General features: G+C 36.6%; 18 protein-coding genes and 1 pseudogene. 15 read left to right on the top strand and 4 right to left on the bottom strand.

Annotation, left to right across the window (positions count from 1 at the left end):
* The 12 genes from P364_RS37575 to P364_RS0115005 all read left to right on the top strand — a co-directional run.
* Positions 1–670: hypothetical protein (locus tag P364_RS37575; RefSeq protein ID WP_029881014.1), on the top strand; the 670-nt coding region annotated here is incomplete at its 5' end.
* Positions 671–734: 64 nt separating this feature from the next.
* A complete protein-coding gene (locus P364_RS0115060; protein WP_024630933.1) occupies positions 735–2,000 on the top strand; it encodes a P-loop NTPase fold protein in 1,266 nt (421 codons plus the stop codon).
* A 900-nt stretch (positions 2,001–2,900) separates the two neighbouring features.
* A complete protein-coding gene (locus tag P364_RS36200; RefSeq protein ID WP_052016625.1) occupies positions 2,901–3,392 on the top strand; it encodes a helix-turn-helix domain-containing protein in 492 nt (163 codons plus the stop codon).
* Between the two features lie 282 nt (positions 3,393–3,674).
* Positions 3,675–4,376, top strand: coding sequence for a hypothetical protein (locus P364_RS0115040; protein ID WP_024630930.1), 702 nt, complete (start codon positions 3,675–3,677; stop codon positions 4,374–4,376).
* The gene (locus P364_RS38730) at positions 4,366–4,944 is read left to right on the top strand and encodes an accessory gene regulator B family protein (protein WP_024630929.1); all 579 of its coding nucleotides are present in this window, start codon (positions 4,366–4,368) and stop codon (positions 4,942–4,944) included. Before P364_RS0115040 ends, P364_RS38730 begins: the two co-directional genes overlap by 11 nt.
* Positions 4,916–5,038 carry a hypothetical protein gene (locus tag P364_RS38480; protein WP_268870895.1) on the top strand — a complete coding sequence of 41 codons (123 nt, stop codon included), beginning with the start codon at positions 4,916–4,918 and terminating at the stop codon, positions 5,036–5,038. The genes P364_RS38730 and P364_RS38480 overlap by 29 nt, the downstream gene beginning before the upstream one ends.
* Positions 5,039–5,116: 78 nt before the next feature.
* On the top strand, positions 5,117–5,500 hold the full coding sequence (locus tag P364_RS0115030) for a LytTR family DNA-binding domain-containing protein (protein WP_024630928.1): 384 nt from the start codon (positions 5,117–5,119) through the stop codon (positions 5,498–5,500).
* A gap of 197 nt (positions 5,501–5,697) precedes the next feature.
* On the top strand, positions 5,698–6,441 hold the full coding sequence (locus tag P364_RS0115025; RefSeq protein ID WP_024630927.1) for a hypothetical protein: 744 nt from the start codon (positions 5,698–5,700) through the stop codon (positions 6,439–6,441).
* Positions 6,442–6,479: 38 nt separating this feature from the next.
* Positions 6,480–7,220 (top strand): LytR/AlgR family response regulator transcription factor, encoded by a 741-nt coding sequence (locus P364_RS0115020; protein WP_024630926.1) that lies wholly within the window; start codon positions 6,480–6,482, stop codon positions 7,218–7,220.
* Between the two features lie 21 nt (positions 7,221–7,241).
* Positions 7,242–9,152 carry an ATP-binding protein gene (locus P364_RS0115015; RefSeq protein ID WP_024630925.1) on the top strand — a complete coding sequence of 637 codons (1,911 nt, stop codon included), beginning with the start codon at positions 7,242–7,244 and terminating at the stop codon, positions 9,150–9,152.
* Between the two features lie 369 nt (positions 9,153–9,521).
* Positions 9,522–9,884 carry a hypothetical protein gene (locus P364_RS0115010; RefSeq protein WP_024630924.1) on the top strand — a complete coding sequence of 121 codons (363 nt, stop codon included), beginning with the start codon at positions 9,522–9,524 and terminating at the stop codon, positions 9,882–9,884.
* Between the two features lie 111 nt (positions 9,885–9,995).
* The gene (locus P364_RS0115005) at positions 9,996–10,577 is read left to right on the top strand and encodes a sporulation initiation factor Spo0A C-terminal domain-containing protein (protein ID WP_024630923.1); all 582 of its coding nucleotides are present in this window, start codon (positions 9,996–9,998) and stop codon (positions 10,575–10,577) included.
* Positions 10,578–10,635: 58 nt separating this feature from the next.
* Here P364_RS0115005 and P364_RS0115000 read toward each other — a convergent pair whose 3' ends face one another.
* A complete protein-coding gene (locus P364_RS0115000) occupies positions 10,636–12,840 on the bottom strand; it encodes an S-layer homology domain-containing protein (RefSeq protein ID WP_024630922.1) in 2,205 nt (734 codons plus the stop codon).
* 287 nt (positions 12,841–13,127) lie between these two features.
* On the opposite strand from P364_RS0115000, the gene P364_RS0114995 reads away from it, so the two are divergent.
* Positions 13,128–13,628, top strand: a complete 501-nt coding sequence (locus P364_RS0114995; protein WP_024630921.1) for a hypothetical protein — start codon at positions 13,128–13,130, stop codon at positions 13,626–13,628.
* 115 nt (positions 13,629–13,743) lie between these two features.
* Positions 13,744–14,052 carry a DUF2325 domain-containing protein gene (locus P364_RS0114990; RefSeq protein WP_024630920.1) on the top strand — a complete coding sequence of 103 codons (309 nt, stop codon included), beginning with the start codon at positions 13,744–13,746 and terminating at the stop codon, positions 14,050–14,052.
* Positions 14,053–14,595: 543 nt separating this feature from the next.
* On the opposite strand, the gene P364_RS36195 is transcribed toward P364_RS0114990, so the two are convergent.
* Positions 14,596–15,168, bottom strand: coding sequence for a lysozyme (locus tag P364_RS36195; RefSeq protein WP_024630917.1), 573 nt, complete (start codon positions 15,166–15,168; stop codon positions 14,596–14,598).
* 26 nt (positions 15,169–15,194) lie between these two features.
* Complete coding sequence (locus P364_RS38475) at positions 15,195–15,329, bottom strand: lysozyme (protein WP_142245376.1); 135 nt, start codon at positions 15,327–15,329, stop codon at positions 15,195–15,197.
* 158 nt (positions 15,330–15,487) lie between these two features.
* Here P364_RS38475 and P364_RS37360 point away from each other — a divergent pair.
* Positions 15,488–16,841, top strand: a pseudogene (locus tag P364_RS37360) (IS3 family transposase).
* Positions 16,842–16,894: 53 nt separating this feature from the next.
* On the opposite strand, the gene P364_RS0114955 reads toward P364_RS37360, so the two are convergent.
* Positions 16,895–17,197, bottom strand: coding sequence for a hypothetical protein (locus tag P364_RS0114955; protein WP_024630915.1), 303 nt, complete (start codon positions 17,195–17,197; stop codon positions 16,895–16,897).
* Between the last annotated feature and the right edge of the window lie 142 nt (positions 17,198–17,339).

Genomic DNA, 17,339 nt, shown 5'->3' with positions numbered 1-17,339 from the left:
TGATGGTTCAGGTGATTGTGGAGTCAAGGTTGTAGATAAAAAATTATTTATAACAATAAGAATTCAATCACTCATACTGGGAATTGGCCGAGAAGGGTACATTCAAGATTATGAAGAAGAACAGAATAGTAAGTTTCGTGAAGTTTTTGCTCATGAATTAGAACATGCCAAAGATGGTGTAAGTATATATTTGAAATATGGATATAAAGAATATGAATCAATAAGAGCGAATAATGTGACTAATTTAGCATGGCAAATACTTAGCGAATATTCAGCATGCAGAAAAATATCAGAGCGTTTTCATACATTTGATACACATGTGCAAATAAAAATAGAGGGTATAGCAATGAACATGGATAACTGTTTTAAGGGTCAAGAATGGGGGTACACTCCTATTCAATTACTTTATCTTCTTGACTATGCCATAGCGACTAGAAGTGCACATGCAGACGTATCTTCGGGTGAGTTAGTATATCTAGAAACCGATAAAGAAGATGAAAAAGCTTTTATTGCTGCAATGAGAAGCCTATTTATCAAGTACTATGATATTCAACCCCTGAATATGGCCCAGTATGAAGAACTAGGAAATGATTTGATTACGACATATCTAACAATAGTTCATGGTGTAGATCATAATTCCACTGAAGACTATATGCATTTTTTTCAGTAGTTGATCTATTATAGACTGAAGGGTATTTGGGGATTTAACTAACAGGAGTGGGAGGCTAAATTAATTGAGAGCAAATGAAATTGTAGAATACCTTCAGCAATTCATGGATTCGAACTATAAAAAAGTCCTGATTAATGGAGAATGGGGAATTGGGAAGACTAAATATATAAGTGACTTCATTAACGATTATTCTAATACTTGCTATGTATCTCTCTTTGGAAAAAAAGATGTGGATACAGTTATTCAAGAAATCTATTTTCAGATCTTAGATCGTGCTCCTAAAGGAAAATTTAAAAAGAGCTTTAGTTTGGTCAGGCAAAAAATGAATAGTCTCGACATCTCCATTTCCGGAGTATCATTGTCGGTACCAGTCATACAAAACATGCTGAAAGCTCTGAGTAAGGAGTTAACACAAAGAGAGACTTTCATCATTGTATTTGATGATCTGGAGCGGAGACACGATGCTCTAGATATTAAAGAGATTTTCGGATTAATTGATAGTCTTTCTAAAATTGAAAACATAAAGATAGTCATAGTAGCTGCTACGAACCATATTAGTAATGATCATAAAGGTGATTTTGATAATTTCAAGGAAAAAGCAATCGATAGAGAGTATACCATTGATGAATATGCTAAAGATGCACCTAAGGCAATATTGGGAGATGAGGTATGGAAAGTTGTTGAGAATATTTCTAGAAATCTTAAATTTAGAAATTTAAGGACTTTTGAGAAAATACGCAATTTTATAGATGAGGTAACTCAGATACTTGGAGAAGAACAGTTCACAGATAAATTTACGAGGGCTGATCTTTATCGTATGTGCTTTGCCATTGTATTCTTTAGAGTTGAGCACAAAGGGGAAATGGTGCTTTTAGATTCTAATCCCAAGAATGAACTTTTTAATACAATGTATAGTATAGATAACGGGGATATACTTTATCTATCTCACCATATCTTAAAGGATTCACTTGAAAATGATATGTGTAGAGGAGTTTTCCCTCATATAAAAAATTGGTTCGAGACAGGTTCTTATTCTAAAGAAGATATAACAAGCTTAATAACTAATATAAATAATCATCAAGAGGAACCACATAACTTCTATTCTTCAGAGTCACAGGTAGAGGTGATGATTGATAATACCCGTTCCTATATTCGTAACCTAAAGGGAAATGAAAAAATTACTGATATTATTGCAAATCTGACATCAGCACTCTCGTGGTGTGAGGTTTTATCAGTTAATTTTGGTATCAGCGAAAATGAAATAATTGAATTAATTCAACCAAATATTTTATTTGGTGTTAACGGTAATATATCAAGAGTGAAGACGTAAGGAAAATAATTTCAAAAATTAAGGATAGGTATAGATCTGAGTATATTAGAAAGACGGCTTCTAATGTAAACCTCCAATTTAACAGTTGTGAATACAATAATATTGAAAGTCTCAATGGCCTGCAAGATGCTGTTATGTCTAATACGGATGAATTGATCAAGATAGAAATCTCAGAATTCATAAAACAAAAGCAGTACTTCTTTCCTTTACCTACAGGTAAGATAACTGAAGAACATTGGAATTGGTGCAACCTTGTTTATGGATTAATAACTCGGATAGAGAGATACTGGAACATAGAAGACTTCTATAACCAGTTTAAATCTACTATTTATTCTTTGGCGGATAAAACTGGTGATAGAATGCTGATGCATCGATTAAATATACTTTTTGATGAAAATCGTAAAAACCGTTACTGATAGCTAATCAATCAGGTAAAGAACATACAAATATCATTTTGAAAGCGATACCTTCGGTATTATGAAGTAATTGGTATGAACACCCTAAAGACTTAGGGTGTTATTTTTAAAATTCAAACTAATGTTGGTTGTATTCTAAGCCTAGAAAACTCCTATTAAGTGAAGGTGAGAATGAAAGGTTTGAGATGGGGTACTCAAATCTTCTCATTATACCCCCGCCTAAAATCATTTAAAGAAGGAGTTTTTTAATATGGCAGTAAACTTTAATATCCGCTTAGTAACATTTATCCCTCATGCTGAAGTATCTTCTCCGGTACAGTATGCTGCACCAACCTATTAGTAAAAGAGATGGAGGCCAATTTAAGCATTAAGCTTTTTTTAAATTTGACAGTACAATGATGAATTCATAAAATGATATTGCTGCAAAATACATAAATGATTTAATTTAATTCAGTCTATAGATTGGAATGGGGGAGAGGTACGGGTGGCCACAAGTAATCATCAATCTGCAGGCGAGTTAATTGCTGCAGTAAGAAAGCAAAACGGTTTAACAATAACGAAAGCTGCTGAGTTGGCTGGTATATCATCATCAACGTTTTCACTCGCTGAAAAGAACAGCACCCAGCACCCAGCGACATACGATACGCTCTATAAGATTGGTACAGCATTAGAAATTGATCCAAATACATTGATTCAATTATCACCACATCTAGAAATTGAGAAGGCTCCAAAAGTCGCTTTAATTACGGGGGAATCGAACGAACCCAATGTCATTCTTGCCCGACGTGTTAAAGAGTTACGTAAGAGCAAAAACATGACCCAGCGTGACGTCCGTAAAATTATAAAAATGTCGGAGATACGCTTCAGTCATATTGAGCTAGGTAAGTATATGCCGGATGAAAGCAAGCTGAACCTTCTAGCTGAAGTGCTTGAAACATCCGTGGATTATCTAAAGGGTATTACTGATCAACCATAATGAATTATCTATTGGACTCGTATTTTTTTCATCGAGTCTTTTTTTGTTCTGGTTTAAACATTTATCAATGAGATAACTGGGCTGCTAATTACAAAGATCCAATTAATTTATGTATGAAAAAAAGGACTCTTTGTGATCATTCAGAACCTAGTTGTAAATAATGAAATACATTTTTTGTCGAAATTGCTGTTAAAATCTTCCCAGTCTAGTATAATAGTTATGCGTATATAGAACTATGATTGTTGAAAAGTGTACACGTTCAGAGGGCGAGGAAGAATAATAATGACTTACGGTTTACAAGTGGCCATCTCTCTTGTGTTGTCTACGCTAGAGATTACAACTATTTTTATTCTGACGTTTGTACTCTTTCGTTTCAATATTAAGCGTTATTTCATGTCTATGCTTTTAATTGGTGCGGTACTCTCATATTGCTCATATGAGATTAGAGAAGGATTTCAACTTCCTCTATTGTTTGATACGGGATTCCAAGTGTTAGCCATCTTTCTGACGTTTCGGTTTATTTTCCGAGTGGGTTATTTCTACTCATTTGCCATGACCATAAAAGGTGTAGCATTATATATGGTCATTAATTATTTAGCTAGTAAGTTAATTCTTTTTTCGATTGAAGATGCTACTTCAGCCCTTCATATTAGCTCATACATATTACAAGTCTCATCCGTATTATGTGGTTTACTTGTTTCATTTCTAATGAGAAGATTTAATATTGGTTTTTCATATGTTCCCTTTTCATATAAAGAAAGAGTGATTTACAAAGGTGTAAATAAGCAAATTTTGTTTACAGGAATGTTGGCGATCTTAGCATTTCTCGCTTCTCTCATTAGTATATATTTTCACTTAGATACAATGTTATTAGTCTCGATGGTTGTCATGTTGCTGTTATTTATTGTCATGATGAGATTGTCCTACGTGAAAGAATATAATGAAAGTCATGAGGGAGTAGACGTAAATATCTATGAGGATTGAAGTAATTGCTGATCGTATTGCATCCTGGGTCGTTCTTTATAATGACAAAGAAAAAGTATTTGGCCGTCATGTGACAAAAGATAATTTGATGTATTCATTAATCAATTCCATGAACAATATGAGTATTATTGTGCTTATCGTTTTGTTAGGTGTGCTTCTGAACGATCTGAAGTTGCTTATTCAAACAATGTGTTTGTTTGGGATTTTCAGATTTTTTACTGGTGGTCTGCATTTGACCACTCCACTCCAATGTATTGTGGTTTCCACATTCATCATTTTAGTAGCAGGATATCTTCCTTTGCCTGGAATACTTCCAATCTTAATGTGTATCATAACGTTAGGGCTCACTTTACGGTTTGCTCCAGCATCCGCTAGTAAGCATTCCATTCAATTGACCGCGAAGAGAGCTATTGTCTTCAAAATTATAGCTTCTCTGATTGTCATAACTACTTCGCTTTTTCAAAATGATCATCTTATTACAGTCATGTTTCTCCAAAGCTTGACTTTAATCCATTATAAAACTGAAGGGAGGTGTAGGCGTGTTGAAAGCAAAGCGATTCATCGCTAGATACGCTGCAGTAACGATTATGATGGGGACTGTGTTTTTTGTAGCTACCTATAAATTCTTTCTGTTTGAACCACCAGCTCCGGATAAAAAATAGCTTCATTTAAGAGAGGAGGATAGCGTTGTTAAGCCTCTCTTAGATAATACATAATTAGGCGAATAGGAGAGTGGTGACATGTCGGACGAAGAAAGACAAATCGAGTATATAGACCGTTTACTAGTCTTCAAGCTCGATGAAAAGACCAACGAAACCATCCCCAAACTTGTTGTTCTAAACGATATTATCTTTTTCTCAACGGATGATATTGATGGTAATCGAATTTGGGCGATTACGGATAAAGACGATAAGTACCTAATACGGAGTTCATTGAAAGAATTGAGCTCTCTGCCAGGCTTTTATAAAACCGATCGATCTTATGTGGTTAACTGGAGCCAGGCAAAGGGATATGATCCAAAATGGAATCAACTCATATTTAAGACATCGGCCAAGAAAGCTAACGTTGGTGGTAGCTACTTTAAAGCCCTTAAACCTAAAATTCTGGCTTTGCCAAAACTATAAAAGCACTCCTCATAAGGAGTGCTTTTTTTCATATCATTATGAGCAGAGTGAATAAACCTGTCGCATTATACAATATATTAACCTAGAAGTAAAGATAAGTTTACAGCTGTAAAGTGGCATGGTAGAACACTTCTTGCGGTGTTAGACTAAGTACATAGTTTTATACATTGTGTACATGGATTAGGGAGGTAGTTGTTTTGTCGTTGTTAGCATTAGTTTACGATCCAGATCAGAATGGGCAACTCACTAATATCCGTATGGAAGACACCTTATATATAGAATCAGTAAATCGCACGATCACATTTCATCATATAAACGGAAAGGCATATAAATCACCACAACGCCTTGAAGATTTTGATAAAAGTACTCTTTTGAAATATATGAAGCTTGTTCGCCTGGATCATCGTAATTTTATTAAAGTGTCGGCGATTCAACACTTTGTTAAAGAAACAGGGATCGTATATTTCGATGATGACCCCAATGATAGTAGTCTGATAGGTCATGTCGCTGAACGCAATCGTGAGTTCTTAGATTTAACGCTGCAAACAAAAGACGAACCATTAGAGTTATTTGCACTTGTTATCGATGATATCCAAAATGAATTAATTAACATCAATATCGATGACTGCCTACTCATTGAGACAGTAAATCGCACAATCACATTTCATCATAAAAACGGGACTACCTATCAGGCTCCACAAAAAATGAAAGACTTCTCCAATAGCCGGTTCTTAAAGAAGAATCGTATGCTTCGATTAGACCACCGGAATTATATTCAACTAACATACATCCGGGTTTTTGATATAAAAAATGGACTTGTCTACTTTGAGGAGAAACCAAAACCATGGAGTAAAAAAGCCCATGTGGCGGGTAAGAACCGAGCTTTTCTTGAAATGCAGTTACAGATGTCTGATGAGGATCTATTAATCGTTAATCGATAAAATCAACTAATTATACCTAGGTTTGGAGTGAGGGATAAATGGATAAGAAGATTCGAGTATTAATAGCAGAGGACATACCACAACAGTCGGATATATTAATACATCATTTAGAGTCGATGGGGAATGTTGAAGTTAAAGGGGTTGCCAGGGATAGTCAAGAGCTACTGAATGTAGCTATTGAGTTGAAGGATGAGTTGGATGCGTTAATCCTTGATATTGAGTTAGGCGACGGACGATCCGGTTTGGATACCTACATACGTCTACCTTATCGTGGCGTAGAGTTACCGGCCATATTAGTTACTGGTGCCAACCCAGAGGCTCCGGAAACGTATGATGTGGGAATTATTGATGTTGTTGGTAAACCTTACACTTTTGAACGTATTCAAAAGGCTGTGGAAAAGCTAGTAGAGCACCTACAGTACAAACAGTACATTCAAGACGGAGGAATCATGGTCCCTATATATGATGCATTAAAGATCGTGCAGATACCGTTGTCTGAGGTTCTATGTATCCAAGCTAGTAAAGAACATAAGCATCAGCTCGTACAGACCCTTTTAGAAGAATATCACTCACATATTTCCTTAAAAGTGTATCTCAACTTTCTATTGCCGCATCATTATCATCGGGTTGATCGCTCTACTTTAGTTAATCTCCGGGCGGTTAAAGAAATTCACCAGAATTCTATTGTGTTTAAAGGAAGCACTTTTGAATTACAGCGCCCTGATGTGAAGAATGATAAAAATTTACTTACCGCTTGGTCTCATGCTCAAGTAAGATAAGTTATCGGATGTGATATTGCAATGATACCTGGATTAACAGCTCGTAAGAAACTAGACAAGCAAGTCATGTTACCCATTTTAGTTATTATTATCGTGATCTTTGTTTTCAATGTGATATCCGCAATCGCTTTTCTGAACAGCTCTGTAAATAAACATGTAAAGGATACATTAGACTGGATTGCTACTGTCAGCGGATTAGCTACAAATATTAATGCTTCTACGAATAAGTCGTTGGAAAATGAGTTGAACGATCAACTCAGTTCAAAGTCTTCTAAACTAGTAGAGGATCTTGCTCGTGAGGGGAACGCTTTAAATAATGGAAAACTGACGAAAATGGTCTACAACTATTCCTTAAATGGTGCCTACGTTGTACGCCCGGTTGATCAAAAACCATCTGTAGTGCATGCTGTTAACCCTAAGATATGGGATGAACTGGTCGATATAGACCCAAGAATAAATAGCGTGGGGTTCTACGAAAGCGTATTAAATCGAGATCTAACCAATTTAGAAGGATCATTTGTAGATAACGTCTGGGTTAGTCCATACATGCTTATGCCCGATGGAGAGTACCTTAAACTCACAGTTGAACATGTTTCTTTACGAAATGAATTTGTCTTGACTGTTGATGCCGGCATTGTTACAGCACAGGCGGTTAATCTGGTGAACTCCAATAAAATGATAGAGAGTATTCTTGGCAGCAGCCCAAGCATTGAAGAGGCCGCAGTGATAGACATCCATGAATATTTAAACCGAGAAACGCTTTTTGAAACAGATAACAATGAAATTCATCCAACAGTTTACGGAAAGTATACTTATGCAGATAAGACGGATGAAGATTATCTTATAGCACTACTCAAATACAATAAAAGTATTACCGTTCCCTTCAGTAAAAATGGGGATGAATGGACGAAGGCATTTCTCCCTATCAATAACGATCAAGCAGCCATTGTTGTCTTTAATGCGGATAGTAAGCAGGCTTTATCTAGGATTGTAACCTGGTTATCCATTATATCGAATTTATTAGCAATCGTTGCCATTGGTTTTAGTGTTTTTATTGTTGTGCAGAAAAGACTAAAACCAATCAAAAAGCTGGAGTCGCATTTGAAAAAGGTAGCTGCAGGGGACTTCTCTGGAACGGTACAAATCAACGAGAAGAATGAACTCGATTCCCTTGGTGAAATCATAAACGATATGACCAGCAGTATGGCTAAGATGATCGACAAACTAAACCAAACGGCTGCTGAAGATGTAAGATCGACTGAGCAAGTTTTTATAGAGAATATGGAGTCATTAATGATTTCAATGGATTCCTCACGACATGATATGCGTAATCACGTAAATGTTTTGCATGGGCTAATTCAATCTAAACACTTCCAGGAAGCACAAGATTATATGGAGGAGATCTATAAGGATTTAAAAGAAATTGATTTAACCATCAAAACCAAAAATCCGTATGTAGGTCAGCTTATTCGGAGTAAAGTAAAAGTAGCAGAGTCCAGAAAAATTGACTTTGATGCAGAAATAGATTATGAGACATTCGAAGAGGTTAAGAAAATAGATCTTAGCAGATTGATCTCTAATCTTATTGATAATGCTTTCGATGCAGTGCAGTTACGGGGAAGTGATCGGAAGGTGTTTTTCTCCTTACGCAAAAAATATGATTCATATATTGAAATCATTGTCATTAACAATGGTCCGGAAATTGAAGAGGACGTAAAGGCCAAATTATTCGAACGAGGCTTCTCTACCAAACCTATTGATGTAACTAACACAAATGGTGATAATTCTACAACAAGTGAAAGAGGCTTTGGATTGGCGATTGTTCAGGAGATTGTAAAACAATACAACGGAGAACACAAAGTGGAATCTAATGAACAAGCCACTTCTTTCTTCATAATGCTAGATGTTAGAAAATCAACGAAAGACAGCTAATGAACTGCGTAATTGCGAAACAATGGTATTTAAGGACCTGCCCAAGAGGAAGGTCCTTTTTCTCTACTTGTTTTTACTCTAATGCAATTCGAAGAAGAATATAATAATTGGCAATCATGTATGACATAAGGATTATATGAGATATTTGCTTACGATTTTTATGAGCGTTCATCGTGACCAAGATGTTTTTATCCTGATGAATAGTTATTTATCCGGACGAAAACCTGTACATTACTCTCTTTGAATTTGGTAAAATAGTCCTTGTAGAGATGACATGAAGCGTGCTTTATCGTCATTTAAATTATTCGACAAGATACTTAGGTACTATATATATTGTATGAATGTAATTGATCATGGAGGGAACGGGAAATGAATTTAACAATCAATGAGAAAGTAAGAGCACTGACCAATCAATATCAAACGGACGACCTATATAGTATTGCTTATGGTGAAGGAATCACGATTAATCCAGATCCCATCGATCTTCCAAAAGGAATCGTTTTGGGAATGGCGGCTGTATGCAACGGATACCGAAGTATTTACTTACAGGAAAGCCTAAACGAAGTTGAAAAGCAACAAGCCATTGCACGGGCCCTGGGAATGCATTTGTTGTATTTGCGTGATATGAAACCGACAGTGATTGCTGTAATGCAAAATGCGACTGATGAGCAGCAGGAGAATATCATCTCCTTTGCGGATTCTTTGTTACAACAAATGAGAAATATCGCTTAACTGCATAAGAAGTATCTCAGGATCCGTGCTCAGTATGAGCGCGGATTTTTCTTTCTCCAGTGTGAGCATATCCAGCTCCAACTAAAATACTGCACGAATAGGGGAATGAACATGACGATAGCCAAATACTTCTATGTATGGGTTGATGAAACCCAATCCATTCAAAAGTTAATTGTGGAAATGGAGGAATTGGAACATACAACATATCAAGATCTGCAGATGCTTGGCTCGATTATATCAAAGAATGATGAATTTGCCGGTCTACCGGAAAATAAACTACAGATATTTAAGATATGCGGAGATGGAAGGATGATCGAAATTACGAAGGATATTCGTGATGATTCGGCTGCATTACATAGAGAAGCAGCAATGACGACATTACATAAGCTCGGTTTAACATCACGTTATCAAGGACATAAATTCTTAGTAGAGGCAATGTCGGTTCTTTATTATAAACGAAACATAAGTAGTACCTTGCTTTACAAATTAATTGCTGAACAGCAGAATACAAGTCCAGCTAATGTTGAACGTTCCATAAGGCACTCTATTATTACTACATGGGGGAAGATAAAAGGCAGAGAGAGTTACTTTCAGTCTGTATTTCCTGGATATGAGCGTAAACCTACTAATCGAGAATTCATTATTAGCCTAAACAACTACATCCGATCAGGAGCAGTGAGTGAGAAGGTTTAAAAATATATAATTAAGGCCACCCTAGGTCAAGTGTTGACGTAGGGTGGCCATTCATTTATTACAATGCATCAAGCAATCGAGTAATGATTACAGCTGTTTCTGCTCTGGTCACTGTTTGTTTTGGACGCAAAGTTCCATCTTTATAACCAGACATGATGCCCGAGGAGACAGCAATTGCCAATCCTTCTTTAGCCCAAGTAGAGCTGCTGAGCTCATCTTTAAACTTGGTAAGATCAGCTGGTTTTCCTACTTTACCTGCTTTAACCAGTATATCGGCAACCATACTTGCTACTTGTTCACGTGACATTCCTTCACTTGGTTTAATAGTGTTATCAGAGTATCCCTTGATAAGGCCTATCTGTAGAGCAATTGAGAGCTCGTTTATGTACCAGGCACTAGAGTGAACGTCAGTGAAAGTTGTTTTGTAACTCTCAGTATTTTCAAGCTTCAGAGCACGAACCAGTAGAGATATAAACTCAGCTCGAGTCACTTTTTGATTTGGTTTAAACGATCCATCTTTATACCCTTTAATAGTTCCATCAGATACTAATCTATTAATAGACACATTTGCAAAGTGGTCTCTAGAAAGGTCTTTGAATTGCATGGGTAAAGGTTCGATTAGTGTAGGCTGCTGATTCGTTTCTGTTTCTGTTTCAGTTGAAGTCGAGCTCGTATCAGGTGGAGTTATGGTTGTTGGTGTTGTTACACCAGTTCCTGATGGAGAAGCATTAGAACCGCTAGATGATCCACCGGCACCACCCCCATTGGAACCAGAGTCAGGTGTTGGTTCAGGTATAATTACAACCTCAACAGGGGCTGTCACCACTTTTAATTTAGCGGGTTCACTACGACTCCCTCCTTTGTAAGCATACACATAGTAATCGTACTCCGTGTTTGCTATTAGACCTGTATCTATGGCTTCCAGATCATGACCATAGTAAACCAACTTTGCGTTTTTTGGGATGATATCTGAATGGTCACCACCACTGTAAACACCGTAATTTGTTGCTCCATCAACTTCTGTCCAGCTTAAACTTACAGACGAGTAAGTTTTCCCTGTTACTTTAAGAGAGGGGATAGGAATAGGGATTTCATCCATCAGTTTTGTTATAGCCACTATATTCGAACGTGGCCCTTCAATGTCGCCTTGTATAGCCGATACTTCATAACCATAAGTCCAATTTGATCGAAGTCCCCAGTCATGGAACGAAGGGGAGGTAACTGTTTTTACATAATCCGTATCTCTATATACTTTATAACCAGATGCTCCTTCCACAGCATCCCAAGATAAATCTACGCCAACTTGATCATTCGCCTGCCACTGCAAATTAGTAGGTAAGGGAATTAATGCACCTTCAGTTGTAGCTACTACTCGACTCACTGTACTGGTTAGATCTCCACGTTTAGCCTCTACAGCGATTGTGTAAGTTGTACCTTTGCGCAGATTTGTAAAAATGTATTCATGATCTGAAATTACTTGACTTTCAAAATAATTTGCGGCAGATCCAGTAAGGTATAGTTTGTAAGAAGTGGCATATGGCACTTGGTCCCAACTTACCTTGATCGAGTTTTCACCAATTACAGTCGCTATAGTATTAGCAGGTTGTTCAATTCGTTCAAGTGTCGTCGTTAATTGGACCGTAGCAGGCTCACTCTCCAAGACACCATTTAAAGCTACCACACTATAAGTATAAGTTTTATCTGGTTCGATTCCCGCTTCATGCCAAATCAGCTTTTCATCAGGAAGCTTAGTTCCTACGTAAAAACCGTCTCTGAAAATATTATATCCTGTTGCCCCAGGGATGGGTTCCCAACTAAATCTATTTGGATTAGATTCGGGATCAAGTGTATTAATTGTAGGTTTAGCTAAAGGAGCAAATGTTACCTCTAAAGTGGCAGCTGCACCTAATTCTACTCCGTTAGTGGCGTAGACTTGGTAAGTGTACGTATTACCCAGAGTCAGCCCTGTGTCTTCAAATGAAGGGGTCTCTTGACCAGAGTTTTGAATCGTCTGAATAACTTCACCATCTCTAGTTACTTTATACTCCGGTGCATCAAGATAACTCCAGGATAAGAGCAAACTTGATTCCGAGGTAATTTCAGACTTAAACTGAGTTGGAGCATCGTATGTATTACCTGTAGTCACAAAATTAAGGATCTGTGCGTCAGCTGAGGCTACCGGTAGTTTCATTACCTCAGTCGACCCAACAGCAAGCAAGGATGTTGCTAATATTGTAGCAGATACCTTCTTCAACTTCCCCAATCTAATCTTCCTCTCGCGTTCATATTTCTACTAGATGTGTTCTCTACTGTTTTGGCAGCTCATTTGTTAAAACAAACCATGGTTGAGGAGCTATTGGCCTCTGTTTTATTGAAATACATAAGGTAATATATCACAATATTTAGGATAAAGGTAACAATTTGAAATTGGAATATAGGAAAAAATACTCACATAATTTATTTAGATTGTGATAAGGAATAGACGTGAGGGAAAAGAAGTGATAACTTAATGTATAACATGATTTACATTTTATAAGGGGTTGTTGTACAGTGGATAAGCTCGTGAAACTCGTTATTCAAAAGGGGATCTCCCTTCAAAGCCGATTTTCATACCAGGTCAAGGACCAGTTAGTTGAATACAGTATCTCAGATATCTTGTTTGATTATAAAAAAGCTGCAACCCTACAGGAGTATAAAAGTACATTGTCACATATGAAAAGTGGGGTGTCTAAAGAGTTAGCACTTGGACTCTTAGAAGGGATAGGCCAGCGTAATGCAATCATTAAAGTTCTTGGTATTGAGAAATACAGCCGACTTGAGTATACGACGATGACTATGGGCCTAAGTGATCAACCGATATCATTTAAAGTTATTCACCCAAAACCAGCCATATGGTGGATTCAAAAAAAGGGGGACAAATGTTTTCTCTATCCGGAGGGTGAGATTGATCCAGAAGCGATGACTGTACAGGAGTTTTTCAAAAAGTTATGCGCTAACTTTGACCCCGATGACATTGAGATCGACTTTGTCGATTCAGCCACAGAATCCTGATACTAAAAACCGACCCTATCTGAGGGTCGGTTTTTTAACGTTAGATTGTTGAACTTGTCATTGTTCTCTTCCAGGTTATGATTTGACATATCTAAAAAAATGGAGGTTTTCGAATATGAAACTGGCTATTATCGGCGGTACTCAGACAGAAACATTTAAACAGATTGGAAAAAAATATGGGCTTGATGTGAATCATCACCACGGTCTCTGTAAGCGAAAGGTTGAGAAGCAACTCGAGCCTCTAATCCGGAAGAGTGATGTAATTATCATTTTGAAGGGGGCACTGCAACATGTGTCTATGTGGAAGGCAAAAGATCTAGCAAAAGAGTACAACAAACTATTGGGGTTTCATGATGGTAGAGGCGCTACCGGAGCTATTGAAGAAGCCCTGTGTCTGTTAGGTACAGTAAGAGGAAATCAATAAAACCTTTCCAAAATGTAAATCATGGTGTACAATTATGTGCGTTGTGGATTACACCATTTGTTCTTATGAAAGAGGCGTTTATTTTGATGAATCTTGAGGTCAGCGAAGGAATGATTGAAATCTGGATAAAACAAGGCAATTTGCTTTGTATACGTCCTCTGGGGAGTAGCCAACCATTCTACGGAAATATTATCTCTAATGTTGATCAAAGATTAATTCTTTATAACCAGGATCGGAGAACAGTTCAGAACTACGATCTTCAAGAAGTAGAAATTAAACCATGTTCACCAACGTACTTAGTTTGAAACAACAGGAGCGTACTATTAATGAGAGGGGTCCTACCAACAAAAAGCGTAAAACATACGCTAAGCAAATGCCCAAGAACCAAATTACCAAACAACTTCAAACAACTATATAAAGAATGGAAATCCAACCTTTATAGGGACATTCTTAAAATACCAAAAACTACTTTTTATAAATTAGTAAAGGAGTACGAAGCGAAGAAAAAAGTATAAAAAGAACTGTCTTAAAGGACAGCTCTTTTTATACTTTGCTACAATATTTAGACTTAATATAAGCCCGTTCTCCTTCGTATATGATTTCATACCAACCAGTAACAGAGCCAGCTATATCGAACTGATCTCCTTTATTCGCTTTCCCTAATTGTTTAGATGTATCAGAAGTTTTCTCATAAATGTAAGTGTAGTTTTTCACTCCGTCTACAATAATCTGACCAACACTCTTGATTTTTGATGTAGTTTTTCCTGTTTCCGATTGCCCCTTATTAGCACTTACATTTAATCCATCCATTTTAAACAAGTTGGCTTCTTTTAGTCTTCGGTTAATTAATCCTCTAAGCACGATACCCTTTGACTTATTCCATAAAGGAAGCTCTTGATAAGCTTTTTCGTAATCCCCTTTATTAAGGTATTTTAAGAGAGCAGACTTGGAAAAATTATCAGCTCCCACATTAAAAGTGAAGGATACGAGGGCTTCATACATAGATTGTGTAATGCTTTGCTTCACATAAGAGTTAACTTCCCTTTCAAATTCAACAAGATCCGCCAATAGTAATTTTTCGGCTTTCTCTTTTGTAACTGTTTGTCCAACCTTCACATTCCTGGTATGACCATAGCCAATAGTTAATGTCCTTTGACTTGATTTTCTTTAGTAATTGTCACCTTCGGTTGTAGATCATCGTATGCTTTGGAAGAAAATCCTTCAAAACTTTTAATGAGTTCAATGCCTGATTGTGAGATTTTCATATTTCCCCTCATATTTCCCCCTCCTTTTTTTAAAATCGTATATACTGCTTAGATTCCTATAAGTGGAGATGCTTGTGAGATATAAACCACCTATAAACAAAAAAAAAGCCCCCATTTTGAAACTGCCCCGTGAATGTTAGACACCAAACTAACATTTGCGGGGTGTTTTTATGTACAAATTTACATTCGAAAAGAAATTAGAAATTGTTCAAAGATATTTAAATAATGAGGGAGGTTATAAGTCCCTCGGTAAAATATATGGAATTTTCGCATAATCTCATTAAAAAATGGGTTCTACAGTATCATTATAATGGTGAGGAAGGGCTTATTAAAAGCTATACAAACTATACAGTTCAGTTTAAACTAGACGTACTTAATTATATGAACGAACAAGGGACGTCTCTGTATGAAACAGCAGCCATTTTCAATATTTCAGCACCTAGTACTATTTTGGATTGGAAGCTGAAACTTGAAACGGAAGGATTAGATGCCCTTAAATCGAAGAAAAAGGGGCGTCCATCCATGAAAAAAGAGACAAAGAAATCTATTCAACCAGTAGAGGGATCATTAGAGGCCTTACAGGCAGAAAACGAACGATTACGAATGGAGAATGCCTACTTAAAAAAGTTCAATGCTTTAGTTCAAATGCAGGAAAAATTACAAACAAAATCAAAGCGCAAGTAATTTTCGAACTAAAGGATGAGTATGAGGTAGTGGATTTAGTTGAAGTCGCTGACATTCCACGCAGCACGTATTATTATTGGGAAAAACGGGTAAATCAACCTGAAAAATATGAGAAATTAAAAGAAGCTATCAACGAGATCTATCATGAATATAAAGGTCGTTATGGGTATCGTCGTATCACGAAAGAGCTAAAAAAAAGAGGGTTTCAACACGATCCCAAAACCATCAATCGGTTAATGAATGAAATCGGTTTAAAATGCTTGGTACGCATGAAGAAGTACCGTTCTTATAAAGGAAATGTAGGCAAAATCGCTCCGAACGTTTTAAATCGCGATTTCTCTGCCGAGAAAATGAATCAAAAATGGGTAACTAATGTTACAGAATTCCACCTATTTGGTGAGAAACGTTACCTCTCTCCAGTACTGGATTTGTGTAATGGCGAAATAATAGCGTATACCGTCATGAAACGTCCGGTTTACAAATTGGTGGGCGATATGTTAGACCAAGCGATTGAACATCTTCATCCAGGAGACCAAGTAACTCTGCATTCAGATCAAGGTTGGCATTATCAAATGAAACAGTATCAAAAAACATTAGAATAGCATCAAATTACACAGAGCATGTCTCGAAAGGATAACTGTTTGGATAACGCAGTTATGGAAAATTTCTTTGGCTTATTAAAGTCTGAACTCCTTTATCTACAGGAATTTGACAGTATTGAACACTTTTGAACGGGAATTAGCGGACTATATTTACTATTACAATCACAAACGAATGAAGGCAAAATTAAAAGACCTGAGTCCGGTAGAGTACCGAACTCAAGTCTTAAAAGTTGCATAAATAATATTTGTCTAACTTTAATGGGTTAGATCATTTGGGGACTTTCTTTTTGTTTAAGGTTCTGATATTCCGTTAGCTAAAGCCAATAAGAAAATCCATATTGATAGTAGGATAAAGAAAACCGTATTAGAAAGAATACTAAATACCATTAAAGGTTTATCTTTCGTTTTAATTCCTAATATCATTGATACTATAAATCCTATATCGATTATTAAATATAGAATGATCCACACCCACAAATTCGAATTAGGGAATTGCCTTCCCACCATTAATATTACAATCGATGCAACTACCAATAGCACAGTGAGAAGAATTGGATTAATACCTTTTCTGGTTCCTTGTGTTTGTTCACTCATATGTATTCACCTCTCTGTTATCTTAACAAAATATTGCTCTCGCCTCACAAAAAATCTAAAACAAATTAGATAAATAGTCAAAGAAAAACACAAAAAAACCCACCTACGATTAGGTGGGAAAAAATTTCAGTTTGCTTATATG

The organism is Paenibacillus sp. MAEPY2 (assembly GCF_000499205.1).
Lineage (GTDB): Bacteria > Bacillota > Bacilli > Paenibacillales > Paenibacillaceae > Paenibacillus > Paenibacillus vandeheii.
The sequence above is the reverse complement of the archived record's forward strand: the minus strand, read 5'-3'. Positions and strand labels throughout refer to the sequence as shown.